Source organism: Streptomyces sp. NPDC057963 (genome assembly GCF_042887155.1).
In the GTDB taxonomy this organism is placed as follows: Bacteria; Actinomycetota; Actinomycetes; order Streptomycetales; family Streptomycetaceae; genus Streptomyces.
Window position 1 is genome coordinate 1 of the sequence record NZ_JBHVPX010000026.1, and the last position, 24,778, is coordinate 24,778.

General features: G+C 66.5%; 28 protein-coding genes and 4 pseudogenes. 20 read left to right on the top strand and 12 right to left on the bottom strand.

Annotation, left to right across the window (positions count from 1 at the left end; all coding sequences use genetic code 11):
* Positions 1–218 (bottom strand): transposase (locus tag ACFVT1_RS34955; protein WP_389803309.1); only part of this gene is annotated, 218 nt, incomplete at its 3' end.
* Here ACFVT1_RS34955 and ACFVT1_RS34960 point away from each other — a divergent pair.
* The 8 genes from ACFVT1_RS34960 (at position 207) to ACFVT1_RS34995 (ending at position 8,166) form a co-directional block, all read left to right on the top strand.
* Positions 207–803: a tyrosine-type recombinase/integrase gene (locus tag ACFVT1_RS34960; protein ID WP_389803311.1), complete on the top strand. Its 597-nt coding sequence runs from the start codon at positions 207–209 to the stop codon at positions 801–803. The two genes, ACFVT1_RS34955 and ACFVT1_RS34960, sit on opposite strands and share 12 nt — an antisense overlap.
* Positions 800–1,126, top strand: a complete 327-nt coding sequence (locus tag ACFVT1_RS34965; RefSeq protein WP_280892733.1) for a helix-turn-helix transcriptional regulator — start codon at positions 800–802, stop codon at positions 1,124–1,126. The genes ACFVT1_RS34960 and ACFVT1_RS34965 overlap by 4 nt, the downstream gene beginning before the upstream one ends.
* Positions 1,123–3,561 carry an XRE family transcriptional regulator gene (locus ACFVT1_RS34970; protein WP_389803145.1) on the top strand — a complete coding sequence of 813 codons (2,439 nt, stop codon included), beginning with the start codon at positions 1,123–1,125 and terminating at the stop codon, positions 3,559–3,561. Before ACFVT1_RS34965 ends, ACFVT1_RS34970 begins: the two co-directional genes overlap by 4 nt.
* Before the next feature lie 35 nt (positions 3,562–3,596).
* Entirely contained in the window at positions 3,597–4,928 is a 1,332-nt protein-coding gene (locus ACFVT1_RS34975) for a hypothetical protein (protein WP_389803148.1), read from the top strand.
* 86 nt (positions 4,929–5,014) lie between these two features.
* The gene (locus ACFVT1_RS34980; RefSeq protein WP_389803151.1) at positions 5,015–5,179 is read left to right on the top strand and encodes a hypothetical protein; all 165 of its coding nucleotides are present in this window, start codon (positions 5,015–5,017) and stop codon (positions 5,177–5,179) included.
* 129 nt (positions 5,180–5,308) lie between these two features.
* Complete coding sequence (locus tag ACFVT1_RS34985) at positions 5,309–6,007, top strand: nucleotidyltransferase domain-containing protein (RefSeq protein ID WP_389803153.1); 699 nt, start codon at positions 5,309–5,311, stop codon at positions 6,005–6,007.
* A gap of 829 nt (positions 6,008–6,836) precedes the next feature.
* Complete coding sequence (locus ACFVT1_RS34990) at positions 6,837–7,187, top strand: hypothetical protein (RefSeq protein ID WP_389803155.1); 351 nt, start codon at positions 6,837–6,839, stop codon at positions 7,185–7,187.
* A complete protein-coding gene (locus tag ACFVT1_RS34995; RefSeq protein ID WP_389803158.1) occupies positions 7,102–8,166 on the top strand; it encodes a hypothetical protein in 1,065 nt (354 codons plus the stop codon). Before ACFVT1_RS34990 ends, ACFVT1_RS34995 begins: the two co-directional genes overlap by 86 nt.
* Positions 8,167–8,331: 165 nt before the next feature.
* Here ACFVT1_RS34995 and ACFVT1_RS35000 read toward each other — a convergent pair whose 3' ends face one another.
* Together ACFVT1_RS35000 and ACFVT1_RS35005 are read right to left on the bottom strand one after the other, a co-directional pair.
* On the bottom strand, positions 8,332–8,661 hold the full coding sequence (locus ACFVT1_RS35000; protein WP_389803161.1) for a hypothetical protein: 330 nt from the start codon (positions 8,659–8,661) through the stop codon (positions 8,332–8,334).
* A gap of 298 nt (positions 8,662–8,959) precedes the next feature.
* Positions 8,960–9,127 (bottom strand): hypothetical protein, encoded by a 168-nt coding sequence (locus ACFVT1_RS35005; protein ID WP_389803164.1) that lies wholly within the window; start codon positions 9,125–9,127, stop codon positions 8,960–8,962.
* Between the two features lie 124 nt (positions 9,128–9,251).
* Between ACFVT1_RS35005 and ACFVT1_RS35010 the strand changes: the two genes are divergently transcribed.
* Complete coding sequence (locus tag ACFVT1_RS35010) at positions 9,252–9,698, top strand: hypothetical protein (RefSeq protein WP_389803167.1); 447 nt, start codon at positions 9,252–9,254, stop codon at positions 9,696–9,698.
* Between the two features lie 296 nt (positions 9,699–9,994).
* Here ACFVT1_RS35010 and ACFVT1_RS35015 read toward each other — a convergent pair whose 3' ends face one another.
* The 3 genes and pseudogenes from ACFVT1_RS35015 to tpg form a co-directional block, all read right to left on the bottom strand.
* Positions 9,995–10,258, bottom strand: a complete 264-nt coding sequence (locus tag ACFVT1_RS35015; RefSeq protein WP_389803170.1) for a GNAT family N-acetyltransferase — start codon at positions 10,256–10,258, stop codon at positions 9,995–9,997.
* A complete protein-coding gene (locus ACFVT1_RS35020) occupies positions 10,252–10,737 on the bottom strand; it encodes a hypothetical protein (RefSeq protein ID WP_389803172.1) in 486 nt (161 codons plus the stop codon). Before ACFVT1_RS35020 ends, ACFVT1_RS35015 begins: the two co-directional genes overlap by 7 nt.
* A 276-nt stretch (positions 10,738–11,013) precedes the next feature.
* Positions 11,014–11,220: pseudogene (tpg, locus tag ACFVT1_RS35025) on the bottom strand (telomere-protecting terminal protein Tpg); the annotation flags it as partial.
* A gap of 27 nt (positions 11,221–11,247) precedes the next feature.
* Between tpg and istB (ACFVT1_RS35030) the strand changes: the two are divergent.
* Both istB (ACFVT1_RS35030) and ACFVT1_RS35035 read left to right on the top strand, forming a co-directional pair.
* Positions 11,248–11,862, top strand: a pseudogene (istB, locus tag ACFVT1_RS35030) (IS21-like element helper ATPase IstB); the annotation flags it as partial.
* Positions 11,863–11,947: 85 nt separating this feature from the next.
* Positions 11,948–12,343 (top strand): hypothetical protein, encoded by a 396-nt coding sequence (locus ACFVT1_RS35035; RefSeq protein WP_389803175.1) that lies wholly within the window; start codon positions 11,948–11,950, stop codon positions 12,341–12,343.
* 7 nt (positions 12,344–12,350) lie between these two features.
* On the opposite strand, the gene ACFVT1_RS35040 is transcribed toward ACFVT1_RS35035, so the two are convergent.
* Complete coding sequence (locus ACFVT1_RS35040; RefSeq protein WP_389803178.1) at positions 12,351–13,577, bottom strand: integrase; 1,227 nt, start codon at positions 13,575–13,577, stop codon at positions 12,351–12,353.
* A gap of 110 nt (positions 13,578–13,687) precedes the next feature.
* Here ACFVT1_RS35040 and istA point away from each other — a divergent pair, with 110 nt between their 5' ends.
* Both istA and istB (ACFVT1_RS35050) read left to right on the top strand, forming a co-directional pair.
* Positions 13,688–15,106: an IS21 family transposase gene (gene istA / locus ACFVT1_RS35045; RefSeq protein ID WP_389803181.1), complete on the top strand. Its 1,419-nt coding sequence runs from the start codon at positions 13,688–13,690 to the stop codon at positions 15,104–15,106.
* The gene (gene istB / locus ACFVT1_RS35050; protein ID WP_389803182.1) at positions 15,103–15,873 is read left to right on the top strand and encodes an IS21-like element helper ATPase IstB; all 771 of its coding nucleotides are present in this window, start codon (positions 15,103–15,105) and stop codon (positions 15,871–15,873) included. The genes istA and istB (ACFVT1_RS35050) overlap by 4 nt, the downstream gene beginning before the upstream one ends.
* Positions 15,874–15,906: 33 nt before the next feature.
* Here the strand turns inward: istB (ACFVT1_RS35050) and ACFVT1_RS35055 are convergent, their stop codons facing one another.
* From ACFVT1_RS35055 to ACFVT1_RS35065, 3 genes are all read right to left on the bottom strand, one after another.
* Complete coding sequence (locus ACFVT1_RS35055; RefSeq protein WP_383724129.1) at positions 15,907–16,281, bottom strand: hypothetical protein; 375 nt, start codon at positions 16,279–16,281, stop codon at positions 15,907–15,909.
* A gap of 562 nt (positions 16,282–16,843) precedes the next feature.
* Positions 16,844–17,158, bottom strand: coding sequence for a helix-turn-helix domain-containing protein (locus ACFVT1_RS35060; RefSeq protein WP_389803185.1), 315 nt, complete (start codon positions 17,156–17,158; stop codon positions 16,844–16,846).
* On the bottom strand, positions 17,155–18,219 hold the full coding sequence (locus tag ACFVT1_RS35065) for a tyrosine-type recombinase/integrase (protein ID WP_389803188.1): 1,065 nt from the start codon (positions 18,217–18,219) through the stop codon (positions 17,155–17,157). The genes ACFVT1_RS35060 and ACFVT1_RS35065 overlap by 4 nt, the downstream gene beginning before the upstream one ends.
* A 145-nt stretch (positions 18,220–18,364) precedes the next feature.
* Between ACFVT1_RS35065 and ACFVT1_RS35070 the strand changes: the two are divergent.
* A pseudogene (locus ACFVT1_RS35070) lies at positions 18,365–18,514 on the top strand (ATP-binding protein); the annotation flags it as partial.
* A 15-nt stretch (positions 18,515–18,529) separates the two neighbouring features.
* On the opposite strand, the gene ACFVT1_RS35075 reads toward ACFVT1_RS35070, so the two are convergent.
* Positions 18,530–18,928, bottom strand: coding sequence for a hypothetical protein (locus ACFVT1_RS35075; RefSeq protein ID WP_389803190.1), 399 nt, complete (start codon positions 18,926–18,928; stop codon positions 18,530–18,532).
* A gap of 21 nt (positions 18,929–18,949) precedes the next feature.
* Here ACFVT1_RS35075 and ACFVT1_RS35080 point away from each other — a divergent pair, with 21 nt between their 5' ends.
* The 5 genes and pseudogenes from ACFVT1_RS35080 to ACFVT1_RS35100 all read left to right on the top strand — a co-directional run bounded on the left by ACFVT1_RS35080 (position 18,950) and on the right by ACFVT1_RS35100 (position 23,306).
* On the top strand, positions 18,950–19,300 hold the full coding sequence (locus tag ACFVT1_RS35080; protein ID WP_389803193.1) for a hypothetical protein: 351 nt from the start codon (positions 18,950–18,952) through the stop codon (positions 19,298–19,300).
* Positions 19,301–19,563: 263 nt separating this feature from the next.
* A pseudogene (locus ACFVT1_RS35085) lies at positions 19,564–19,614 on the top strand (hypothetical protein); the annotation flags it as partial.
* A 674-nt stretch (positions 19,615–20,288) separates the two neighbouring features.
* On the top strand, positions 20,289–20,594 hold the full coding sequence (locus ACFVT1_RS35090) for a tyrosine-type recombinase/integrase (RefSeq protein WP_389803195.1): 306 nt from the start codon (positions 20,289–20,291) through the stop codon (positions 20,592–20,594).
* A gap of 1,611 nt (positions 20,595–22,205) precedes the next feature.
* Positions 22,206–23,069, top strand: a complete 864-nt coding sequence (locus tag ACFVT1_RS35095; RefSeq protein WP_389803313.1) for a tyrosine-type recombinase/integrase — start codon at positions 22,206–22,208, stop codon at positions 23,067–23,069.
* Positions 23,070–23,138: 69 nt separating this feature from the next.
* A complete protein-coding gene (locus ACFVT1_RS35100) occupies positions 23,139–23,306 on the top strand; it encodes a hypothetical protein (RefSeq protein WP_389803198.1) in 168 nt (55 codons plus the stop codon).
* 57 nt (positions 23,307–23,363) lie between these two features.
* On the opposite strand, the gene ACFVT1_RS35105 is transcribed toward ACFVT1_RS35100, so the two are convergent.
* Complete coding sequence (locus ACFVT1_RS35105; RefSeq protein ID WP_389803200.1) at positions 23,364–23,753, bottom strand: YidB family protein; 390 nt, start codon at positions 23,751–23,753, stop codon at positions 23,364–23,366.
* 403 nt (positions 23,754–24,156) lie between these two features.
* On the opposite strand from ACFVT1_RS35105, the gene ACFVT1_RS35110 reads away from it, so the two are divergent.
* Positions 24,157–24,768 (top strand): tyrosine-type recombinase/integrase, encoded by a 612-nt coding sequence (locus tag ACFVT1_RS35110; protein ID WP_389803315.1) that lies wholly within the window; start codon positions 24,157–24,159, stop codon positions 24,766–24,768.
* Positions 24,769–24,778 lie beyond the last annotated feature (10 nt).

The following is a 24,778-nucleotide window of genomic DNA, read 5'->3' on the forward strand; positions in this document are numbered from 1 at the left end:
CGCCGGTGGGCAGTCGACTTCGAGATCCCGAAGCACGGCGGCAACGCCCGCCAGGCACACCCGCTCACCAGCACGTAGACGATGGCCGCAAACAGCGTCTCATCAGACGTGTCCTGCGTCCCGCCGCCCTGCGGCCGCACCCTCGACGGCGGGATCAGCGGCTTCGCGATCTCCCACAGCCCGTCCGGAACAATCCAACTCCACGCATCCCGCCCCATGAACAGCTCAACGAGCGATCACCACACAGGACACGGTCTTACTACGCCTACGGCATGCGGCGCCGGGAGAACGTCGGCCTGGACATCGCCGACCTGAGGCGCAATCCGAAGGCCCCGCAGTACAGGCGCCACGGGGCGGTGTTCGTACGCTGGGGTAAGTCCTCCAAGGGGAGCCCTCCCAAGCGCCGCACCATCTTCACCGTCCCCGAGATGGACTGGATCGTCGAGGACCTCGACCACTACCTGACCGAGGTCCGGCCCCGCTTCGGGGTGGGCAAGCACCCCGCGATCTGGGTCACCGAACGCTCCGGGCGCCTGTCGCGCCGGTCGGCGAACGAAGCCTTCGAGGCTGCCAAACAGGCCGCCGACCTGCCCGAAGAACTCGAATTGCACTGCCTGAGACATTCCTATATCACGCATTTGACCGAATTTGATTATCCGGAACGGTTCATCCAGGACCAGGCCGGTCATGGCTACGCCAGCACGACGGCCCTCTATACCGGCGTCTCGGACGAGTACCGCAACCGGCTGGTGCACAAGAAGTTGGGCCAGCGTTACCCGGGCATCTGGGAGGACCCGAAGTGATCAAAAAGATGGGCTACCGCTGGAACCTGCGCAAGCTCATGGCCGACCGGGAGATGTTCCAGACCACCGACCTGGTGCCGCTGCTGGCCGAGCGAGGCGTCACGCTCTCGCGCGAGCAGGTCTTCCGCCTGGTCACGCAGCCGCCACAGCGGATGTCGATGGACACCCTCGCGGCTCTGTGCGACATCCTCGACTGCCAGCCCAACGACCTCATCGAGGTCCAGGTCGTCAACGAAGAGGTACGCAAGACCGCCGGCGGCGAGACGCCCGGCCCGCTCCCGGCCGTGCGCCGGACCTCGATCCGGCGACCGGAGGGCCTGTGACTGCGCCCTCTCCGACCGCTCCGTCGGTCGTCGCCCGTCTTGCCGCGCAGGCCGCCCGAATGGAGGCCGCGACGGCCGCCGCCGTCGGTCGGCTCACCTCGGCCCTGCCGTCGCTCGACGCTCAGGACGCCGAGGCCGCATTGGTGACCGCGGTCCCGATCCCCGTACGTGGGGCGGCGAAGTTCCTGGAGGAACTGGCAGGACACCTCTCCGCCCACCCTGACGCGTTGACGTCGGGCAGTTCACTTTGCCCGCCGGTCCTGCTGCGGCTGGCCCATGTGCTGGACGAAGCCGGCCACCCGGTGGTCCGTCCCGGTTGCGCTCACTGCGGCAAGGTGCGGACCAACCTGCGGGACCTGCAGCCCGAGGGCCGGCTCTGCGGGACGTGCGGTGCCCGGACTCGCCGGGCGACTTGCGCACGCTGCCACCGTGATGGTCAGCGCGTCGCCGCACGACGCCCCGAAGGGCCGATCTGCAACCGCTGCTACCGCATGGACCCCGCCACTTTCGAAGAGTGCGCCGAGTGCGGTCAGCTCCGGCATCCGGTGGCGCGACGGGATGACGGGCGAGGACTGTGCATCAACTGCTGGAAACCCCCGATGCACACCTGCGTGATCTGCGGCAAGACCGCAGCCGCTGCCCTTGTCGACGCCGACGGCGCGGTCTGCCACCTCTGCTACAACCGGCATCGCCGACCACGACGCCTCTGCGGGCGGTGCGGACAGCTCAAGCTCATCGCCCGCAACGCCCGTGACGGGGAGCCGGACATCTGCGAGGGCTGCTACCAGGGCCCCGAGGCGGAGTGCTCGATCTGCAGCCGCATCCGGCCCTGCACCAGCCGCGATGCGCAGGGCCAGCCGATCTGCGCCACCTGCTACCAGCGTCATCGCACCGGTGATCCGTGCGCTCGTTGCGGCCGGACTAAGCCGAGCACCACCCGGTGGCCCATCGGACCTGTCTGCCATGTCTGCTACACCGCAGTGCTCCGGTCACCGGCCGAGTGCCCAAGGTGCCGCATGGTCCAGCCGCTGACCGCACGAGACGACCATGGTGTCGAGATCTGCGGACCCTGCGTCGGTTTCGCCTCCGACTACACATGCCGCCAGTGCGGCCGGGCTGGCAACCCCCACAGTCGCGGCCGATGCGCTCACTGCGTCCTCGCTGAGCGGGTCAACGCCCTGCTGGCCGGGCCCGACGGCACCGTCGCCGAGCAGCTGAAACCGCTCGCGGACGCACTGACACACGTTCCCTCACCGTTCCCTGCCATCCAGTGGATCAAGGAAAGCCCGAACACCAAGCTCCTTGCCCGACTCGTTGCGCAAGGCAACACGCTCACACACGAGTTGCTGGACGAACTCCCGCCCAGTCGGAACCAGCGCTACATTCGTCAACTCCTCGTCCACACAGGAATCTTGGAGGAGCGGAACGAGGACCTCGAACGCATCCCCGGCTGGCTGGAGCACGAACTCGCGGACAAGCCGGCCGCCCACGTCAACCTCGCCCGGCCGTTCCTGCACTGGTTCCTGCTTCGGCGAGCACGCCAACGGGCCGTAAATCGCCCCCATCCCGCCTCCGCCGACCGCGACTTGCGGCGCCGTGTCAGCGTCGCCCTGGACTTCCTGGCCTGGATGGACCAACGCGGCCTGGTCCTCGCCGACCTCGACCAAGACAACATCGACGACTGGATCACCGGAGCCACCAGCCAACGCCGTTACCTGATCCGATACTTCCTGAAATGGGCCACGAGCCGTCGGCTCACCCGCGAACTCACTGTCCCCTCCATCCCAAGGCAGGAACCACAGAACCTGCTCGACGAGGACGATCGGTGGCCGCTCCTCCAGCGCTGCCTGACCGACGATGCCCTGCCCACGGACGTCCGCGCCGCTGGCGCGATCACCCTGCTGTTCGGCCCGTCCACCGAACGCCTCTGCCACCTGACGCCCGAGCACCTCAAATCCGGCGACAAGCACACCCACCTCGTCCTGGGCCGCCACCCCGTCCTGCTGCCTCCACGACTCGCCGAGCTCCTGCGGCACCTCGCCGAACAACCCCAGCTGAGGCCGCAGCTCTCGCGAGTCCACCCAGGCCCCCGGTGGCTCTTCCCAGGCATGGTTCCGGGCAAGCCGATCTCAACCCACGGCATGACCCAGAAGCTCAACCGGCACGACATCCCGGTCCGCACCGCGCGCAACGCGGCGCTGGCCGCCCTCGCCGCTGATCTCCCCAGCCCAATCCTCGCCGACGTGACCGGGATGCACCGCCACACCGCCCTTCGCTGGGTCGCCTACGCCCGACGCGACTGGGCTGAGTACCTCGTCGCCCGAGCCGAGGCCATGGCATCTTGCGAGGGGGCGGAGACCCAGGGACGTACACAGTCTGCGGTCAAAACCACGTCGACTTCGTTCGCGGAAGTCGAGACGCCGACCACCCGATAAAGAATGCCCCCCTCCCAGGAAACCAAGGAGTACGTATGAACAAGGAGAGCTTCACCGTGATGGGCGGCGGCCTGCTACGCGAAGCATTAGGGGCCTGGCGGGCAGGAAACCGGGACTTCTCTGTGCTGTATGCCGGAATTGCCTGCGAACACATGCTCAAAGCAGTCCTATGCCATCATGACCCTGTACTCATCTCCGACAAGGGAGATATGGCGCACCGTTTCCAGGCTCTAGGCTTTAGCGAAGAGGATGGCGCTAAGCCCCTGAAGCATGCCAAAACGATCGGCATGTCCGATGCCTTCAAAGGTGCTGCGATTGTCATGCGGGGAAAGATGCCGATCTCACATCAAGAATTCGAGCCGGTCATGGAGTCCCGCAACGGTAGGGCGCACTCGGCCTGGCACGACGACGAGGTGACGGAGAAGGTGGTCGCCTTGAGTGTCCAGGTGGCGGAAGCGATCCGGATCGAGCTGTCCATCGCCTCAGACGACTTCTGGGGGGAGTTCGATGGCGTCCACATGGACTTGGCGAAGGTTGCGGCACTGCCGGTGAAAGTGGAGCGACCGGATATCGAGACGGCGGCAACCGAACTGATCGCAGCCGAGGAGAAGGAGGCCTTCTATGCTGGCGCCGTCGCTGGTCAGATGGCCGTTAGCGTCGCTCTCGGGGGTTCACATGAGCGTAGCGGTGAGGAGCGGGAGACAGTTCAGAATTTCTCTAGCCGAGCAGCCGTAAAAACTGCTCTGCAATGCTCGGGGCTGCGTGCCCAGCGTGCCGCCGTCGCACTATTGGAGTCCTACGAGGTACTCCCGCTCGACCGGCATCCTGTCGGTGGAACTCGGCTCAAGGAATTCCCCTACTACTCGCCGGGGCCACGCGCTGAGCAGGCCCGTACTGCCCTCGCTGTGAAGACCATGGTCGCCAGACGGGTCGCCGCTGGGTTCCAGAAGGGTTGTAGCAGCGGTAGCGGTGACGCGGCGAAGGCGCTCTCTTCGGCCTACTCCAACTCGGTACGCGTGGTGGCGAGTGGCAGCCTCGAAGCCGTGGCAAAGGTGATTGTTTCAGTGTTCGAGCACGGGACGCTTGGGGCCGCCCCGTTCACGGATGACGTGGAATCGATCGGATGGATGTTCCACTGCCCGGCCTGCGGGGCCTGGGGGGATATGTACGGGAACGTTGAGCAGGAGGAATGCCCCTGCGACGGACACCCCAACTGCCAAAGCGACGACGGGATCCGGACGATCACGACCCCGCAGAAGTTCTACTGCACGGCCTGCTCCCTGACGCTTGACGACAAGGAAGAGTTGGAAGCAGCAGCGCTGCCGTCGGAGGAGGAAGACCTCGACGAGAAGTGCCCGCACGGCTGACAGCCGCAGGAACGATGCCCCCTCGCACACCACTTCTGGTGAGCGGGGGTGTCGTCTGCGGGAGGAAAGCTACCCCAAGGGGAATAGTGCACGGTTGGAATAACCCCCTCCCGCCAGTAATCCGCGAGATCACCAAGGACTGCCTGACCCACCGCGCCATCGCCGGTCTGGTCTCCGACCGCTCCGCCCGCAGGGCAACCCGCCGCAGGACGAGTACCGAGCTGGTGCCCGTCCGCACGACGACCCGCTGATCACCCGACAGCCAAACCCCCAGGCCAGCACGTCCCGATCCCAATTGTCCCCGTGATCGTAAGAGCACCCGCTGTGGTGCGGTGCACCCGCCCTCCTACGAGACCCATGCCGGAACGTACGCTGCGATCATGGATGACCCCGTGCTCACCGCCCGCGAACTGGTGCGGGACCGATTTCCCGCAGCCAAGGCGGCATTCCTCGCCGGCAGCGTGCTGACCGACCGCCGGACGCCCACATCTGACCTGGACATCGTGGTCCTCTTGGACGGGCCGCCCGCTCCTAACCGGGAGAATCTGGTGTACCGCGGCTGGCCGGTGGAGCTGTTCGTGCAGACCGAGGCCGCCTGGCACAGCTTCGCCGACCAGGAAACCGCAAAGCGGAATTCTCCACTGCTCGCCATGTGTGCTGACGGCATGCTCCTGGTAGACACGGACGGGCTGGGCGCTTTGCTCCAGGACGAGGCGCGAAAACGTTGGGCCGCGGGCCCGCCGCCGCTCTCGGACCGTGAGCGTGACTACCAGCGGTACATCCTGACCGACTTGCTCGACGACCTGCGTGGCTGCGCGGACCCTGCGGAGCGGATGTACTTGGTCTCGCACATGCTGCAGCGTGCCTCGGAGCTGGTCCTGCTGGTCGGCGGGCACTGGCTCGGCGGAGGCAAGTGGTTGTCGCGGCGGCTGGCTGCGGCCGCCCCCGGAGTGCACCACGCGTTGTCCGAAGCTGCCGCGCAGGCGATCACCGGGGATACGAAGGTCTTCGCTGCGGTCGTGACAGAGGTGCTAGACCAGTTTGGCGGCCCCCTGTGGGACGGGTATGCCATCCGGTGAGTCGGTGGGGCGCAGTCCACGAACCAGGTGATCCACGGCCGACGGGCGGCGCCCTCGACATCAACCAGGACCGGAGCCTGGACGTGATCGGCTTCCCAGACCTGGTTCCGCCACCCCCGAGGCCGGGCCAGGAACACATCGTGCTTCCGGGCTGCACGCTCACCACCGGCAAGCCCGGCCCGCTCCCCCGCAGTCAGGTCACGTCGGATCGCCCGATGCAGCGTCGGAACCGACGGCGGCAGATCACCCTCGCCCCTGGCCGCGCGAGCGGTCAACTCACGGTGGACAGCGGCGACGTTCCCCTTCCACAGCCCGAGCAGAGCCCGAACCTCCGCGGTGACCATGAACCACCCGCGGCAGGGGGCCCGCTCCCCCGGCGCCGCAGCCGCGGTCTCGTCCTGTTCGGCGGCAGCCAGCCACCGCCCGCTCCCGCACCCCCAAAGCGTCCGCCGCCACCCGAACATGCCGGGTAGTGAGCTTCCCCTCCCCGCGCAGGGCGAGCAACCTGCGCACCGCCGGCCCACGCAACGCCCGAACCGACACAGCCGGCAAAGCTACGAACGCCTCATCCAGCACTCGGAAATCACTCATCACCTGGGCCGCGATCACGCTCATGACCAGGCGAATCACCCGCCGAAACTCCCGCAGGAGCGGTCAGCCGGACTCTCGCGAAGCCCGCCGAGACTGACCAGGCGACGGTCACGGTCACCACCGCCGCCGCCCAGAAGCCTCCCGACTCCCCGGGCCTGGGCCGAATCTTCCCATCACGGCCCTGTTCTCCCGAAGCTACGGCGAAGTGACAAGTAGCTCTCTGTAGCGGATCTGGGGTGTGCTTGTCAGCGGTTTGGATCTTCTGGGTCTGTCGGGGGCCGTGCTCGGTGAGGTTGGTCCGGTCATGACGACCGGAGGGGGCTTCTCGCTGGACGACACCGAGGCGGACCTGCGCGAGAATGAGCCCGACATAGACCAGATCCGTGCTGACCTCACCGCCGTGACCGGCATCGCGGCGCTCACCGACTTTGCCGATACGGTGCCGTATCACCTGCTGTTCACGTTGCCGCGGGGGGTCACACGGGCGCACCGAGGGGATCAATATGGCGACGATCACGGTGGACGTGGCAGTTCCCGACGCGCTGCGGCCGGTCGTGGATGTGGCAGCGTTGCCAGCGGCCCTCGGTGACGCGGGTCCGGCGTGGCTGGTGCTGTCCGAGGACGGACGGCTGGCGCGGTGGACGCCGACGACCGGCGAGGTGCAGGACGTGGCCCGGTATCGGGAGGAGAGGCTGGCGTCCGAATACGGTGGCGGCGTTCGACTGCGGCTTCATGTGTCTCGATGTGGCCGTTGGGCGGCGGTGGTTCAAGACCGCGGTCGGTACGGCACCGTCGTCGATCTCACCACCGGTTCGCCAGCGTTGAAGTTGGACGGCGGGGATTACTGCTGTGAAACCGTCCCGTTCGCGTTGGCGTTCGCCGAACACGGTGGCCGGCCGGTTGTCGTCCATCGCACTGACTGGAACCGGTTGGATGTCACCGATCTCGCGTCCGGCGAGGTGCTTACGGCGCGGGACAGCCCGGATAGAGATGAGGAAGATGCGGAGTACGACCTCGATTACTTCCACGGCGCGCTGTCGCTGAGTCCTGACGGGACTCGTGTCTACGACGGCGGCTGGGTGTGGCAGCCGTGGGGGATGCCGGCGGTGTGGAGCCTGACCGCCTGGCTGCACGACAACCCGTATGAGTCCGAGGACGGGCCCAGCTATGCGGTGTATCCCGAGGTCTCGGAGTGGAACTGGCCGGTGGTGTGGATCGACGACGGGCGGATCGCGGTGTATGACCGGGACGATGCCGGCAGCGGTACCGTCCACGTCCTCGACCCCACCTCGATCGAACTGCGCTCGCCGGGCGTCCGATGGATCAAGGCGGTCGCGACGTTCCCCTGGCCGGTCGGCGATTTCGGCTTTTTCACCGACGGAGAGCATTTGCTGATCGCCGACGAGGCCGGTCTGCAGGGCGTCGACATCACCCGCGGACAGCAGGTGTTCGCGATCGACGGGTTCCGCCCAGCGCGTCAGGATCGACGTACCGGAACGCTGATCCAGGTCGGCAGCGCCAATGCCCGGTTGTGGACGCCGCCGGAGTGGACTGCGCGCGCTGGCTGAGCTGCCATTTCCCGCAGAGTGCCGAGCGGGAGAACATCCGCGAGTCCACACTGGAAGGGCTCGACACCGCCTCTCGCAAGGGCAAGCACGGCGGGCTGGCGCGTCCGCGCTCACGATCGCCGCTGTGCCTGCACGGACGTCATCCTGGCTGGCGTCGCCTCTCGGTCACGCCCGGCGGCACTGGTAGCCGGTGACGCGGTCGGGGGTCTCGGCGATGCCGGACAGGAACGACTCGGTCGGCTGGGTGCATTTCACGGTGGCGGCGGGGGAGCGGCCGGTGATGGTGAACGTGCCCTGGATGGGGCCGTTCTCCGGGGCGCCGCCCACCGGCGTGCAGTCGTCGGTTCCGATCCACTGTTGCCCGCCGTCCCACACCAGGTACGAGCAGCGGTAGCCGGGGGTCGCAGCCGGGGCGGCGGAGGCGGTTGGAGCCGCCATCGGGGTCAGTGTCGCGGTCATCAGGATGAGACCGGCCAGCGAGACACGCTTGATCATCGAGGTTCCCTTCAGAAGTGAACTGGCGGAATCTACATCCACTTCATCGGCGTCCCTGGAGCGCGGCAGGAGCCAAACCACCCGCAGAAGGAGCGCTCGCCGCATCCCAGGCGCACGAGCGGGCCCGCGGGTCGGCCACAGACCGAGCCCGCACCGCGACGTCCTCGCCGGGCTCGGGGTGGAATGGGCGTGACACCTGCTGTGGCCGGTCGTTGAACCGGTCGGACAGACGTCACGTCATGTCACGCAGAGACCCCGGGCGTTGGCTCCCGGAGTCTCGTGCTGTCGGCCGCTGTGATCAGAGTGCGTCGGGGTCAGCGGCCCGGGAGAGCGCGCGTGCCTCCTGGGTCAGCGCGGCCTGGGCCGAATCCAGCTCCGCCACCACTTCCGCGCGGACGCCCGGCCGCCAGGATCCCTGTCCTTCCGCGGCCAGCCGGAAGGCTGACGCACCGGCCGATCCCTCCACTGCTGAACACCTGGCATTTCGGCTGCCGGAGCTTCCCGTGAGGGGCGTCAGTAATGGTTTGCTGACACTCCGTCATGGGAAGATCCAGGCGCGTCGGCAGCGAGCCGTCCAGTGAGGAGACGCCATGTCCGAGACCACGCCAAACGCCAAGGGCCCCGCCCAGGTACAGATGTCACCCGAGCAGACGGCAAACCTCGGATTGTCTCCGTCCCCCGAGGCGGGGGCACCCAAACCGACGCTGATCCCGGCAGACCAGGTCAAGCCCGAGGACATCGCGACCTTGTCGATCGAGTACCGGGACGGTCAGCCCGTGGTCGTCGTGAGCGGTGGGAAGTACGTCCCGGCCGAGCTCCCCGTCGTGAACGGTTCCGGCACGGCATCCCCAGCTCGATTCGCCTGGTCGAACGGCGTGGCGCACCCCCACACGCCCGACCCTGTGTCCGCCCCGGACGGGTCACGCCGGATGCACAGTGCCCCTGACGTGCTGCTTGTCCTGTTTGACGATGTACCCGACAACATCGCCATCCGGGAGCCCGGGCAGGGGATTCACTTCGGACGCGCGGACTCCTGAGGTCTCAAGCGCCGTAGCGGGTCGTGGCGGCCAGGCCCACCCCTACGAGCCGGTGACCGGCGCGGACGCCACCGCCGACGTGACGGCGGCCGGGAGCGGGTCCCCTTCCTGATCCGCGGCGTCCGAATCGCGCAGGGGCCTCAGCACGCCGGGAGCTCGGGGAGCTGGAAGGAGTTGTCCTGTCGCAGCGCAATCGGCGGGAGCCACGATGCTGACCTGCGTTGTTGCCATGCCGTTTGAGAATCTCGGGCTCGCCGTTCTCAACCGACATGGCAGTCGCGGAAGAGGCTCCATCCTTACCGGCTCTGGTCGAGGGGGACGTCGCCAAGCCGAATGCTGAGCTGGGCGCCCAGTTCGCGGAACCCCAGAGCTACAGCCACACGCTGTGATGGATAGGGCCGTGCTCTCCACTGCGGCAGCAACCCGGCATCGAGGGCATGGGCCACTGCTGCGGACGCCACGGCCCGGGCCAGCCGCCGGCCCCGACAGTGCGGGGCAACCAGCACACTCAGGTGGGCAACCGACTGCGGCGAGGACCAATACCCGGCTGCGGCTACCACCTCATCACCCCGGCGAAGACAGAACGCGGGAGAAGAGATGTCCTCCAGACCGCTCTCGCCGGCCTCCTCCTCCCCGGCCAGGCCAGCAGCGCGGCCAGGCCGCCATCACCGATCGATAACTGCTCGACCCCGGTACCTTCATGCGCAGGAAGAAAGCCGTCCCGGCCGAGATAGAAGAGCGAAGCTGGCCCGAGAACATCGAGAACGGGCAGCACCGCACGCAGACGAGCGATGTCAACGACGTCTTCGTGGGTCATCTTCCGCGCGGCGTCGTCCACCATCCCGGCGGCCTGCACACTCGGCGCAGTGACGAGGGCGGCGTCACCGATCCGCACGATTCCGGTCCACGGCGGCGGACACAACAGCGACCCGGGCGCGACCACAACCTTTGCCCCTCCTGAAGGACAAAACTCGACCGGTGTGCCCGCCAGCTCCGTCCAAAGCTCCCGGGCGCGCATGAGCAAGAGATCGTCAGCCATGGCCGCATCCTGTCGTCTCCGCAGCCGGGGCGCGACCAGATTCCTCCCGGACAGCCGTACCGTAAAATTCAGACCAGCCGTCATCCACTGAGAATCCGCCACGTAGCATGAGATGCGATGAGAATCTGCCAGCTTGCATGAGACGGGACAGGAGTACCGGCCCGCAGAGTCCCATCGGGGCAGCCCGCGTCCGCGCTGGTGACAACAAGCCTGTTTATGTGACAACTAACGTGCTTCGGCTCAGTCCGTTAATTCAGCGGTCACGATTTCCTCTTCTCAGAAGTCGAAATCCATGTAGTCGATGTCGTTGATAGCGACGTCCGAGAGTCCCATGGCCCGGCCACCACCGTCCTGGAAATACACGTCTTTAAATCCTTCGGCGATGATCCCACGCATCTGCTGGTCGCTGGCCCCGGCGTCGCGGGCGTCGAACAGGCGTTGCGCGTACGCCGGAGGCAGGTGCACGGTGAGTCGCCGGAACCGGGCGACGAAGGAATCGTCTTGAGCTAGCTGACCGGCAACCGCATCCGCACCACGGCTGGCAAGCTCGGCCTGCCCCACCTGGCGGAAACCATCAACGAGTACACGCGGCGGGCGGACGAGGGAAAGATGGGCTACCTCGACTTCCTCGGCCTGGTGCTCTCCGAGGAACTCGCCGTCCGTGACGACCGACGCTTCCGCCAGGGCCTACGGCTCTCTCGGCTGCCGCACCACAAGACACTGGATGAGTACGACTTCTCGTTCCAGCCCGAGCTCGACCCCCGCAAGGTCAAAGACCTGGTCACGCTGTGCTTCGTCGAAGCGAAGGCCAATGCTGCCCTGCTGGGGCCGCCCGGCGTCGGCAAGACCCACATCGCGATCTCATTGGCGGTCGCGGCCTGCCGGGCCGGCTACTCGATCTACTTCACCAGCCTCGACGACATGGTCCGCAACCTCAAGGCAGCCGAGGCAGCAGGGCGTCTGACCAGCAAACTGGGCTCCTACCTGCGGCCGAGCGTTCTCGTGGTCGATGAAGTCGGCTACCAGCCCCTCGAACGAGCGGAGGCGAACCTGGTCTTCCAGGTCATCTCCAAGCGCTATGAGAAGGGCTCGAACATCCTGACCTCGAACAAGACCTTCAGCAAAGCGCACATGTTCCGGCGAACCTGTGTCAGGCAGCGCCGAAACTTAGCTGGTTCCGGCAGAAGCGCGGATGCTGCATGATCGAGCAGTGCTGATCGAACTGGTGAAGGTCGCAAAGTTTCCTGGACGTCCTTGGCTGGCAGATGTCCGGACCTCGTTCGGCCACGCCGCGGTCCGATGGTGCGGGGATCAGGCCGCGGAGCCCGGCGAGTACCACGTCGAGTGGACGATCGACGAGGACATCGTCTGGGGGCACAACGCCAAGCCGGCTGTTGGCATCGGTCCTGGGCTCCGGACCGGTGGGCACTGCGTAGTTCTGCGGGGACAGCTGAGCCTCACTGAGGACGGTGCCGCCCTGCTCGACTTCGACAGCACGAATATCCTGCTGGACCTTGCTGATCCGCTGCCTGAAGATGTCGCCAGTACGTGGGTCGAGTTCTTCATCGAGCATGAGAAGGTCAGTCTCTATCCCTACATACTCTGACCAGGGGTCAGGTTCTGTCTGTCTCCCATTGTGACAAGCGGGTTTCGTCGATGCAATCGGACAGATAGCTCAAGGTGGCTTGTGGGTCCATGCCGAAGGCGGCGGCGACGAGTTTGGGGTCCATGGTGTTCACCAGGTCGAGCAGGCGGGTGCTGCGGATCACCCGGGGCGGGAATCCGCAGCCGTCAAGGACATGGGAGAGATAGGCAGTTGAGGCCGGGTTTCGCCCGGCCTTTGTTCCTTTGGTGACCATGACGTGCGGGTTTTCGGTCGGCCAGCCATCGCGGTGGTCCAGGCATCTCTGCAGCACCGTCCAGGAGGCGGGGTCCAGAGGGACGGGGTGGGGCCGTTTGCCGAGCCGGACGCTCTGAGTGAGGTGGTCCACTTCGGTGATCTGGAGCAACCGGACCTCCGAGCTTGAGGTGCCGTGCAGCAGGGCGAGCATGCCCACCAGCGCTTCGTGGGGGTGCACGTGCTTTTCGGCCGTCCAGCGTCGAAACAGTTCGCGCTGCTGATCGAGGGTGAGGGTCTGGCCGCGGAAGCCGGTCGCCTCCTTCGCGGTCAGGCCGCGGGTCGGGTCGACGAGCACCAACTTTTGGGCTCGCGCGAAGCGGAAGAACTGCCGCAGCACGGTCAGCCGCCGCTTACGTCCCATGGGCAGGACGGCCAGGAAGGCTTCGATGTCGTGCACGTCGACGAGGGACCAGCTCTCCTTGTCACGCTCGTTGATCAGGAAGATGGCCAGGTCCCGCATGGTGGCGAGGGCTGTTTCCAGGGCGTGGTTGCTGCGCGGGCGGGTGCCGGCTCGGCGAGCCCGGTCCTGGGCTCGCATCCGGAAGACGTCGAACGCCGCAACGGATGGTCGCAGGGGCTCGGGAACGGACTCGACCCGCCGACGGCGTCGGCTCGCGGCGAGTCGTTCGGCCCGGTCGGTGGGCAGTGCCAGGCCGCGGAGGGTGAAGAAGTCCTCGAGCGCACGGTCGAAGGAGCCCATCGATCGTCCGGGCCTGCGCGATCGTTCGAGCAGGGCCCGGGGCGAGTTGGAGTACTCGTCCTCCAGGAGCCGCCCCAGGTCAGTGATGAAGCCGCAGGCGCTGGCGACGCAGTGGCGGGCTGCGACCTGGGCGACGAAATCGGCGAGCCATTCGGGCGGGTCGTCGAGTTGTTCCCGAAGGTGTTCACCGCGGATGAAGGGACGGCTGGGGTGCTTTTGCCAGCAGGTGTCGGCGTACACGTGAACGTCCCCAGCCTCGTACAGATAAAAAGGGACAGTTGCTGATGCGGTGAGACCTGCGGCTCGGCACTCTGCTGCTTGGTTGATACGGGCGGCGGAGGGGGCTGGCAGTGGTCTTGGATCCGCAGCGTTGGTTGGAGCTTCGGCGCTTTCGTGGCCTGTTGGAGTCCGGGGCGATGAGCCTGTCGGAGATCGCCAGGGAGACCGGGCTGGACCGCAAGACGGTCCGCAAGTACCTGTCGGCGCCGGGGCCGGCGACGCCTCCGCGGCGGTTGCCGAGCGGGCGGTCGCGGGCAAGAGTGATCGACGAGTTCGGGCCGCTGATCGACTCGATGCTTCGGGCCGAGGTCCTGATGAAGGCCGCAGTCATTCACGAGCGGCTGGCCCAGGAGTACGGCTTCACCGGCAACTATCAGCGGGTCAAGCTCTACGTTCAGACGGCCCGGCCGAGGATCGCTGAGGAACTCGGGATCACGCCCAAGGAACTGGCGGGGATGCACCGCCGGTTCGAGGTCATCCCTGGCGCCCAGGCCCAAGTGGACTGGGGAGATGAGGGCAAGATCCTCGCTCACATGGGTATCGCGAAGGGCTACTCCTTCCACATGACGCTCTCGTACTCGCGGGACCCGTTCTGCTGCTTCACCACCAGCCAGGACCTGCAGACGTTCTTCGACTGCCACCGCCGGGCGTTCGCGCACTTCGGCGGGGCTCCGATGACGATCGTCTACGACCGGACCAAGACCGTCGTCCGCCGACACGTCGCTCCTGGTGAGGCGGTCCCGCTGCATCCGGAAGCAGTCGGCTTCGCCGGCCACTACGACTTTGACATTGACGTCCTGGCTGCCTACCGGCCGCAGGGCAAGGGCCGGGTCGAGCGGCAGGTGCTGATCGTCCGCGACCACGTCCTGTCCGGCCGGTCCTTCTCCTCCGTCGAGGAGATGGACGCCGCGTTCACCGCCTGGGTGCCCGTGCGGCGGGCCCAGATCCACAAGACGCACCGGGAGGTCATCGCGGATCGGGCGGCGCGGGATCACGCGGCTCTCAAGCCGCTGCCGCAGACTCCGTATCTGGTGGCCGAGCGGCAGCTGCGGCACGTGGGCAAGGACTGCCTGGTCGCCTTCGACGGCAACCTCTACTCGGTGTCGGCACGCAGGGTCCGCCCGCGGCAGCTGGTCGAGATCCGGGCGACAAAGTCCCAGGTCATGCTGCATGCCACCCTCGCCGACGCCCACGGCAGCACGCTGCTGGCGGCCCATCCCCGGGCGATCGGACGCGGTGCCCGTGTCGTCGACGAGTCCCATTGGGACGGCCTGCCCACCGGTCAGGGACGCCGGACCACCACCGGCGACGTCCCCGTCCAGCCTCGCAGCGGACGACCGCGGGGCGAGGAAGCCGGACCTTTGCAGGCCCTGCTGAACAGGGCCGCGGCCACCCGGATCGAGGTCGGCCGACGGCCTTTGTCGGTCTATGACGAGCTGACCGGCACCCGTCCCTTCACCACCCATCGAGCGACGAAGGAATCGTCTTGAGCGAGCCGACCGGCAACCGTATCCGCACCACGGCCGGCAAGCTCGGCCTGCCCCACCTCGTGGAAACCATCAACGAGTTCGCCCGCCGGGCCGACGAGGCGAAGATGGGCTACCTCGACTTCCTCGACCTGGTCTTGTCCGAGGAACTGGCCGTCCGTGATGACCGTCGCTTCCGCCAGGGCCTGCGGCTCTCCCGGCTGCCGCACCACAAGACGCTCGATGACTACGACTTCTCGTTCCAGCCCGACCTCGACCCGCGCAAGGTCAAGGACCTCGCCACCCTCTCGTTCGTCGAGGCCGAGGCCAACGCGGCTCTCCTGGGTCCGCCGGGGGTGGGCAAGACGCATATCGCCGTCGCTCTCGCCGTTGCGGCTTGCCGTGCCGGCTACTCGGTCTACTTCACCAGCCTCGACGACATGGTCCGCAACCTCAAAGCCGCCGAAGCCGCCGGGCGCCTGGCCAACAAGCTCGGCACCTACCTGCGGCCAGGCGTCCTCGTGGTCGACGAGGTGGGCTACGAGATCCTCGAACGCGGAGAAGCGAACCTGGTCTTCCAGGTCATCTCAAAACGGTACGAAAAGGGCTCGATCATCCTGACCTCGAACAAGACCTTCAGCGAATGGGGACAGGTGTTCGGCGACGAAGTCCTCGCCACCGCCATCCTCGACCGCCTCCTGCACCACTGCGACGTAATCTCCATCAACGGACCGAGCTACCGGCTCAAGAACCGGCTCAAGGCCATCGAGCGGGATACAGACGTGGCCTGACTGGCCACGTCGTGATCACGGCCGAGGGCGTGGTCACTCGCTGTCGAGTCGTTGGAAGATCCCGGAGAACTCGTCCGTCTCGATCAGTCCGGCGATCACAAGGGTCATGTTGTCGACGCCGGGGTCTCGGACGATCAGGCCGTCCGAGACCCAGAAGTAGCGGCCGCCGAGAGCCTCGTCGCTACCTGCCCAAGTCTCCATCAAGCGTTCGACTTCGGCGACCGTGAAGACAGTCGCGCTCCACCGGGAGCCGTCTTTGAGGTCCACGAAGACATCGACGTTGCACACCGAGTCCAACTCCTCGTCCGAGCTGGGCAGGAACGATGCCTCGAAGGCGTCCGCGCGAACCCGGTACCAGGGCCCGTCCCAACCTCGTTCGACCGATCCGGGCGATGCGCTACGACTCATTGTGCGAGTGTCTCCGGCCAGCCTGACGATCTCAACCAAGATCTCAGCCGTGCTGCTTCCCGCGACATAGCTGGGGACGTTCATCCGTACGCAGCTGGGGAGCTTAGGTCGTACGCCGACAGCAGGCCGAGCACAGCCCCAGCCCGAAATGCCGCCGCAGCTGCCCACATTCGCGGCAGATCCTCGGCGGCTTCTTCTCCGGCCGAGGCCGCGAACAGTGACCGCACCAGCCGGTCTCCTCGCGCAGATAGCCCGGCTTTCCGCAGCGCGGGCATGTCCGCTGGTCAGCCAGCTGGCCGGCCTTGCGTCGGCATTCCCGGCACAGCTGGTTCTTCGGTGACCGGACCGGGTGGCCGCATTCCGTGCAGACGCGCGAACAGGTGATGCACCGACCGGTGTCGTTCTGCAGTACGCGGTCGCGGCCGCAGGAAGGGCACGGGGCCTTGGCGGCTTCCTCCTTCATACGATGCCAGCACGGGCAGCAGTGCTGACGATCGAGATATCCAACCGGGCCGCCGCAGGTGACGCAGTCCCGTTACTTCTTGCCCATCGCGGTCCGCCGTCACAGGGGCGGCATCGACCGGCCCCGGGCCGAGGCGGCCTGCGGCAGGTCGGCGACCGGGCGAGGGGGAGCAATCGGCCTCTCGACGGGGGTGATGTCGACCTCGATCAGGTCGTTGGGGGTGCACTCCAGAGCGGTGCACAACGCCGCCAGCGTGGTCATCTTCACCTGCGAGGGTTCCTTGGCGAACAGGGCGGACACCGATGCCGAGGACAGCTCCAGGCCGGCCTTCTCGGCCAGCAGCCGTCGTAGTTCGGTGCCGGTCCACACCTCGCGCTGGGCAGCCGCCATCCTCAGCCGCCATTGGATCTTCACGCCGTGGTGTCCTTCCCGCTCAGCTCGGCCAGAGTGCTGGCAATGGCACGCTGATAGGCGTCCTCGATGAAGGTCGCCGACGGCCGGACATAGCGCATGGTCGAGCTGACAGTCCAGTGACCGAGCATCTGCTGGATCGCCACCAGGTCGACACCGCGTTCGTAGTTGTGGGTCGCACACGCTCGTCTCAGGGCATGCGGACTGAACCTCTCGGCCGCCGGGCGGCCTTCGAGTTCCATCAGATAGCGCAGGCGGTTGCAGATGGTCCCGCGATGGAGGCTGCCGCCGGACTCGTCGGCGAACAGCACCGGTGAGTCGGGAAACTTGGGCCGCACGTCCTCCAGGAACCATCGCAGCACCAGATCGAGGACATCCAGCATGGGCACCCACCGTGGCCGCGGTCCGGAAGTATGGGCGCCCTTACCGAAGCGGACATGGAGCTTGCCGAACGGGCCGCGGGTGAAGTGCAGGTCCGGCTTCTCCAGCAGCGATGCCTCCTCGGATCGGAGTCCGGCGTGATACAGCGTCCGGAACATCGCATCGTCCCGCGCCGCGGGTCCGTACTTCCTCGCGGTCGCGATCCGCTGCTTCATGAAGTCGAAGAACTCGCCCACCCGCTCCGGCGTCGGCGGTGGCAGCAGGGCCGGGGAATCGTCGCCGACATGACGGGAGGCGTTGAACTCGTCGATCGGGCAGACCAGCCGGACGCCGACCGCGGCCTCGATCTCGACTGCCTTGCGAGCCTGCAGGAACCGGTGGAACCCCTTGAAGATTTGCACATACTCGCGCCGGGTGGATGTCTTGCGGCCCTGGACCGCCAAGTCGCCGACCACCCGATCGATGTCTTCGGGCGTCACCTCCCACGCAGGCCGGCCCAGGGCTTTGAGGGTCCGTTCCAGCAAGCCGATGTCGTTGTCGATGGTCACCGGGCTGAACCCACGGGCCCGCCACGAAGCAACGAGCGCGTCGACGCACCCGGTCTGGAACTGCCACGGATCCGTCGTCAGCGGTTCCCGCGGGACGGCCCCACTCACGATGACCTGCAGTCTCGCCTCGGCCACCGGCACACCTTCCTCGCACCTGAACGGTCAAGGCGGCACCTGGAGAATCGGGGCGCCGCCACGAGAATCAACGAGGACAGCAGGAAGGGGATACGGCCAGGTGGCAGCAGCAACTCTCGTGAGGGAACAAGTGCCAGCCCCAGATGAATGGGGCCAGGTCTTCGACAACGAAGTCCTCGCCACCGCGATCCTCGACCGCCTCCTGCACCACTGCGAAGTCGTCGCCATCAACAGTCCCAGCTACCGGCTGAAGAACCGCCTCAAGGCCATCGAACGCGAGACGGAAGTCGCCTGATCCGGAGCCTCAGACCTACCCCAGTTCCTCACCCGGCGGGATGAAGGCGTCGGCGCTGTCGGCACCATCAACATGCCCGTGAGCATCCATCGTGATGGCCGTTGCCCGGCCCTGCGAGGTGATCAGCCACGCGAGCACCTGTTCCGTGAGCGGGGTCTTCCCCGGGCCCTCGTCCTTCCAGTGGGCCCGCCACCCGCCACCAGGCACTGCGGCTACGACCTGGTCGGCCTTCTCAAGGTGGGAGAAGTCCTCGTAGTCCGTGACGGGACGCATGGCGCCTCGCTTGGGGTCGACGACAAGTGCCGTTCCCGTTGCCGGGTCCCATGCCTCCACCCGCACCATGCGGCCGATCTCGGTTTCGGTGCCGTTGAAGATGGCAGTCCAGCCCGTTTGATTGAAGTAACGAAGATCCACTGCCCCATCATCTCGCATGCAATGAGCGCCATTCGGCGGCTACTTGCTCTGCACGTTCATCTGTACCTACCTCTGCACATACGCGAGTACGCCGACACCGGCAAGTCGACTCGGCTCGACGCCAGTGGTTCTGCCTGCGCTTATGACGCGTCGGGCCGCAGGCACCACTTCGCCCTCGCCGAGCACCGCGCGTTCTGGGGCTGGGCCACGATCGAGTTCCTCCGGCACACGGGTGTCCGGATCGAGGAGATGCTGGAGAGCAGTCACCACAGCATCACCCAGTACACCCTCCCCTCGACCGGCGAGCTCATCCCGCTTCTACAGATCGCCCCGTCCAAGACCGACGAGGAACGGCTCCTGCCTGTTGACTGAACAAGAGGGAGCGTTTCTGCAGTTCAGCAGGTGCATCGCCGTTTGTCCTGACAGGGTCTCGCACTATGACCCGAGACGATGAACTGTGCAGGGATCTGGCGGCGTTGGTGATACCTCAGGCTGGTCGGCTGGTAGCCACCGACGATCCTTACGAGCCTTACCGGTTGGTCGACGGTGAAGGGCTGGTCGTGTCTGCTGCCACGGCCTACTTCCGGGACCTGCTGACGGCGGGGCGGGCCGAGTCCACGGTCCGCTCCTACGGGATGGATCTCCTGCGGTGGTTCCGGTTCCTCTGGGCGGACGGCGGGGTGGCCTGGGATCGGGCGACTCGCATCGAGGCCCGTGATTTCAGTCGGTGGTTGCAAGTCGCGGGCAAGCAGCCCCGGCCGCACTGGCGCGTCCAGGCGGCAGGGGGAGCGTCTGTTCCCGGTCCGGTTGGTGAGGCGCTCGCCCCTTCGGTCCGGGCGCATTCCGAGACCGTGCTCCGTGCCTTCTACGACTTCCACCTGGATGCGGGCAGCGGACCGATCGTCAATCCCTTCCCGCTGGACCGGAACCGTCGCGGCAGGCGGGCGCACGAGCACCACAATCCAATGGAGCCCTACCGTACCGAACGAAGCGGACGGTACAGGCCGAAAGTGCCTGGCCGAATTCCCCGCAGCGTGCCGGACGGCGAGTTCAACGAGATCCTCGCGGGGCTGCCCTCGCATCGGGACCGAGCACTGGTTGCCTTCTACGTCTCCGTTGGAGCGCGCGCCAGCGAACTGCTGTCCGCCACTCTGGCCGGCGTCGACCCGGGACGACAGGTGATCACCGTGATTCGCAAAGGCACCCGCGAACTGCAAGAGCTGCCGGCCTCCACCGACGCGTTCGTATGGCTGCGGCTCTACCAGGTAGAGATGGCCGAGCTGATCCCCAAGGGACGGAGGCAACCACTGTGGTGGGCCTCGCGTCCGCCCGTCCGCTCACCTACCACGCGACGCACCGCATGTACGAACGGGTCAACAACCGGGTCGTCACGTCGGCGACACTGCACTCGCTCAGGCATACTGCGGCCTACCGGATGGCAGAAGACCCCGCCCTCCCGCTCACCAATGTCCAGTTTGTACTCGGACATGCCCAGCTCACGACGACTCAGATCTATCTGACCCCACGCAAGGAGGACGTGATCCGCCGCGTACTGGCCCATCACGCGGACCAGACTCGTCAGGCGGTTCACCAAGCGCGTCCCGCCCCGGCCCCCGGCTACCGACCCGAGACGCTGGACGTCCTGTTCGGAAGCAGGACGCCATGATCGAGGTACTCATGCCGCCGGGTATCGCCGCCAGGCCGTCGAAGACACAGCGCGAATCGGCGCGAATCGGCTTCCCTGCCCGTCCCGTGGCACTGGACTGGCCCGCCACCCGACAGGAACACCAAGAGCTGTCCGAACAGCTCACGCGCGGGCCGTTCGTCCTGGAGAACGCCAACAGCCAGGAAAGACGCGTCCGCGGTCTGGCCTGGCTGCTGAAGTGGCTGGCCGACCAGCCGGGCGCCACCTGGCAGGAACGCTGGCTGGCCAGCGGCGCCGATGCCGCCGACGGCGCCTGGCGGCAGGTGCCGATCAGATGGCTTCAGGAGCGCGGCAGGAACTCCAAATGGCTGCGCGAGGAATTGTCCGGATCGCTTGTCGTGGCGATCTGCGCGGACCTCGTACGTCCCTCGCTGGGCTGTCTGGTTTCCGGCGCTGCGGGCAAAGGATCCCTGGCCAGGAACTTGGCCAGGATCCGCGATCCGCAAGGATTCGCACGACTGCGCGAGCTGTGTAACGGAGACCCCGGCGTCTCCGCCGCGGCCGGGAACTACACCGTGAGGCGGAGCTCCCTGATCAACGCGGCCAAGGGAGGGATGCTTGCCGACATCACTGTCGGCAACGTCCTGGAACTGCTGGACTGCGAATCGGCAACGTTCGCTGCGGCTACCCGGGACACCAAGGTGTTCTACCGGATGCTCCACGAGATGGGGATCCTCGGTGCCCAGGCGCCCGCGCGTCTGCGGGAGTTCCGTACCGCGGGGCAGCTCACGCCGGCGGAATTGATCGACCGCTACAAGCCGGCCTGCCGGCCTGTCCGCGACCTGCTGGTGGACTACCTGCGCGAACGCCAGCCTGCGATGGACTACACGAGCCTGAAGAACCTCGCCTACTACCTGGGACAGCGGTTCTGGGTCGACCTTGAGGAGCACCACCCCGGCATCGAGAACCTGCGCCTGACCAGGGAGGTCGCTGATGCGTGGAAGCGGCGCCAGCGCACAAAACCCCAGATGATCACTGCCGAGTCCGGCGAAAGGACCCTGGTCACGGTCGAACGGGTCGGCTACCGCCAATGCCTGACACCGGTGCGCGCCCTCTACCTCGATCTCGCGCAGTGGGCGATCGAGGACCCGGGTCGCTGGGGGCTGTGGGTTGCTCCCTGCCCCGTCGGGAAGGAGGAGATCAATCAGCGGAAATTCGGGCGACGGCGCAAGGCACGCATGGACGCGCGCACGCGCGAACGGCTACCGGTTCTACCGGTCTTGGTGCGCACCGTCGACGACCGGCGCAAGAGCGCCGAAGCCCTCTTGCGGGCCGCACGGGAGACCACGCCCGGGGACAATTTCACTGCCGGCGGCCAGTCTCTGACCTGCGGTGTCGTCAAGAGCGTCTCGGACAAGGTGTGGGCAGACGACCCGGCCACCGGAGAGCGTCGCGACTTGGAACACGAGGAAGACCACGCATTCTGTGCCTGGGCTGCCGTGGAGGTCCTTCGGTTCACCGGTTGCCGTGTGGAGGAACTGCTGGAGATCAGCCACCACAGCCTGATCCAGTATCGGCTCCCGACGACCGGTGAACTCGTTCCGCTGCTGCAGATCGTCCCGTCCAAGGCCGATGAGGAACGTCTTCTCGTGGTCTCACCGGAGCTCGCAGACGTGCTGTCGACCATCATTCGCCGGGTCCGCCAACCCTCGGGCGCTGGTGCCGCTCGTTCCCGCCTACGACCGCTACGAGTGTCTCTGGCAGGCGCCGTCCCCGGTGTTGTTCCAGCGTCGCTTCAAGTCCGAGAGCCGTGCGATCAGCGACAGTTCACTGCGAACGATGCTCAACGGTGCTCTCGCCCACACCGGACTGGTCGACCCCGCCGACGGACAGCCACTGCACTACACCCCGCACGACTTCCGAAGAATCTTCACTACCGACGCCATCATGAGCGGCCTGCCCCCTCACATCGCCCAGATCATCGCAGGTCACCGGGATCTGAACGTGACCATGGGCTACAAGGCGGTCTACCCCGAAGAGGCGATCCAGGCCCACTTGGCGTTTCTGTCCCGCCGCCGATCCCTTCGGCCCGGAGAGGAGTACCGGGTCCCCAGCGACGAGGAATGGACCGAGTTCCTCGGCCACTTCGAACTGCGGAAAGTCGCCACCGGCACCTGCGGCCGCGCGTTCGGGACCCCCTGCATCCACGAACACAGTTGCCTGCGTTGCAGCATGCACTGGCCCGATCCCGCCCAACGACCCCGCATCGCAGAGATCCACGACAACCTGATCGCCCGCATCGCCGAAGCCGAACGTGAGGGCTGGCGCGGTGAGGCCGAGGGGCTCAGGATCAGCCTCGCCGGCGCCCGTGACAAACTCGCTCAGATCGACCGCCACTCAAAGGCCGCTCTCCCAGTCGACGTCGGCATGCCCACCATCGCCCGCATCGCCAGCAATGATCCAGGCACCAAACCCTCGGACAAGGACCCGGCATGACCGGCAGGCCGCTCCCGGCGCACGCCGCTTTGCCGGCCCGGGCTCTGTATCCGAAACCGAATGCGAGGAATGTCCGGAGAGATCCAGGGACTCTCGGGCAGTCTTGCCGCCGCCGAGGAGAAGATCACCCGATTGAACACTCAAAAGGAGCGGGCCGCATCGCCCGTTCTTCTCGGGTTCCCGACAATCGGCGAAGTCGCCGTTCGGGAAGCGGTATTCGATCGGCACGCGGATTGATCGACGCACCGACCGGGGGCTTCGGCCAGGGACCTTCGCACTCCCGGGGTCGCTGGCCTACAAGTACTTGAGCTGAAGTGTTGCGTGACCGTCGATCGGCAACTCGTCGATGAGGGTCAGGTCGCTGGCCGGCGCGATAATGGCGAACCCACGCAACTGGCCCTGGAGTTCGAGTGTTTGGCCCTGCGCGTTCGCGGCGTCGACGAGTCCGGGGAGTTTGGCGGCGAGGTCCGCAGCCAGGTCGTCGGGGGTTTTGCCCAGGGATTCGGCGGCTTGGGCGAGCTGGTCCTCGCCAACGATCGCAGCGATCTGATCGGCGGTGATCGACTCGTTGGGGCCTTCGCCGATCCACGACTGGACCTGCGACTCCAGCCCGGCATCGGCCAGGCTCTCCGCCGAGATCGTCAAGGTCGTCGGCTCCACGTTCACACCGTCTTCGTTGGTCACAGAGTCACTCACTTCGAACATTCCTCTCGCAGATCCACGCGACGCCGGATCCTTACCCGACCCAGGACGACGGAACACCGTCGCTGCGGGCTCCTCCCGAGCGTCACGAGCGGCAGCTACTGCTGCCCTCAGGGAGATCTTGGTCTGGAAACACACCAGGACACCACAACTGGGCGATTCCCGACCCTAGTTCAGAGAATGGTTGTCAGCCCGGAACTCGCCGACGTCCTCAGCGCGATCGTCAGCCGGGTCCGTGGGGCCAGTGGGGCCATCCCCTTGATCCCCTTCCACGACGGCCTGGAGAAGATCTGGCATCCGCCAACTCCACTCCTCTTCCAGTGGTCCAGCGGAGGTCAGCTGCGGGCTTGTCTCCTCCAAGACCATCCGGAAGGAACTCAACGAGATCCTCCAGGCCGCCGGCCTTACCAACGCCACCGGGCAGCCTCTGAACTACCAGCCGCACGACTTCCGGAGGATCTTCACTACAGAAGCGATCATGAACGGGATGCCACCCCACATCGCCCAGCTCATCCTCGGCCACAAAAACATCAACACCACCATGGGCTACAAGGCGGTCTATCCCGAGGAAGCGATCAACGGTCACCGGGCCTTCATCGCCCGCCGCCGGGCACTGCGTCCCAGTGAGGAGTACCGCACGCCAACCGATGCAGAGTGGGAAGAGTTCCTCGGCCACTTCGAGCGGAGGAAGGTTGCTCTGGGCGACTGCGGTCGCGCCTACGGCACAAGTTGCCAGCATGAACACAGCTGCGTCCGCTGCCCACTTCTCCGCATCGACCCTGCTCAGCGGCTCCGTCTGGAAGCGATCCGCAGCAATCTGGACGAGCGGATCGCTGAGGCCGATCGCGAAGGCTGGCTCGGCGAGGCCGAAGGTCTGCGCTTCAGCCTTGCCGGCACGAAGAACAAGCTCGCTCAGCTCGACGACCGCCGACGCCGGGCTACGACCATCAACCTCGGGATTCCGACCTTCCACGAGATCGCCGCACGAGCCACCTGATCCCGTCTCC

Bases quoted from the DNA above. Each gene is read 5' to 3' on its own strand.
- ACFVT1_RS35095 (WP_389803313.1), top strand. From the start codon at position 22,206: ATGAGGAACGTCTTCTCGTGGTCTCACCGGAGCTCGCAGACGTGCTGT.
- ACFVT1_RS35000 (WP_389803161.1), bottom strand. From the start codon at position 8,661: ATGATCAAGCGTGTCTCGCTGGCCGGTCTCATCCTGATGACCGCGACA.
- ACFVT1_RS34975 (WP_389803148.1), top strand. From the start codon at position 3,597: ATGAACAAGGAGAGCTTCACCGTGATGGGCGGCGGCCTGCTACGCGAA.
- ACFVT1_RS35020 (WP_389803172.1), bottom strand. From the start codon at position 10,737: ATGGCTGACGATCTCTTGCTCATGCGCGCCCGGGAGCTTTGGACGGAG.
- ACFVT1_RS34995 (WP_389803158.1), top strand. From the start codon at position 7,102: ATGGCGACGATCACGGTGGACGTGGCAGTTCCCGACGCGCTGCGGCCG.
- ACFVT1_RS34985 (WP_389803153.1), top strand. From the start codon at position 5,309: ATGGATGACCCCGTGCTCACCGCCCGCGAACTGGTGCGGGACCGATTT.
- ACFVT1_RS35010 (WP_389803167.1), top strand. From the start codon at position 9,252: ATGTCCGAGACCACGCCAAACGCCAAGGGCCCCGCCCAGGTACAGATG.
- ACFVT1_RS35080 (WP_389803193.1), top strand. From the start codon at position 18,950: ATGAGCGCCATTCGGCGGCTACTTGCTCTGCACGTTCATCTGTACCTA.
- ACFVT1_RS35100 (WP_389803198.1), top strand. From the start codon at position 23,139: ATGTCCGGAGAGATCCAGGGACTCTCGGGCAGTCTTGCCGCCGCCGAG.
- ACFVT1_RS35055 (WP_383724129.1), bottom strand. From the start codon at position 16,281: ATGAGTCGTAGCGCATCGCCCGGATCGGTCGAACGAGGTTGGGACGGG.
- ACFVT1_RS35090 (WP_389803195.1), top strand. From the start codon at position 20,289: ATGTACGAACGGGTCAACAACCGGGTCGTCACGTCGGCGACACTGCAC.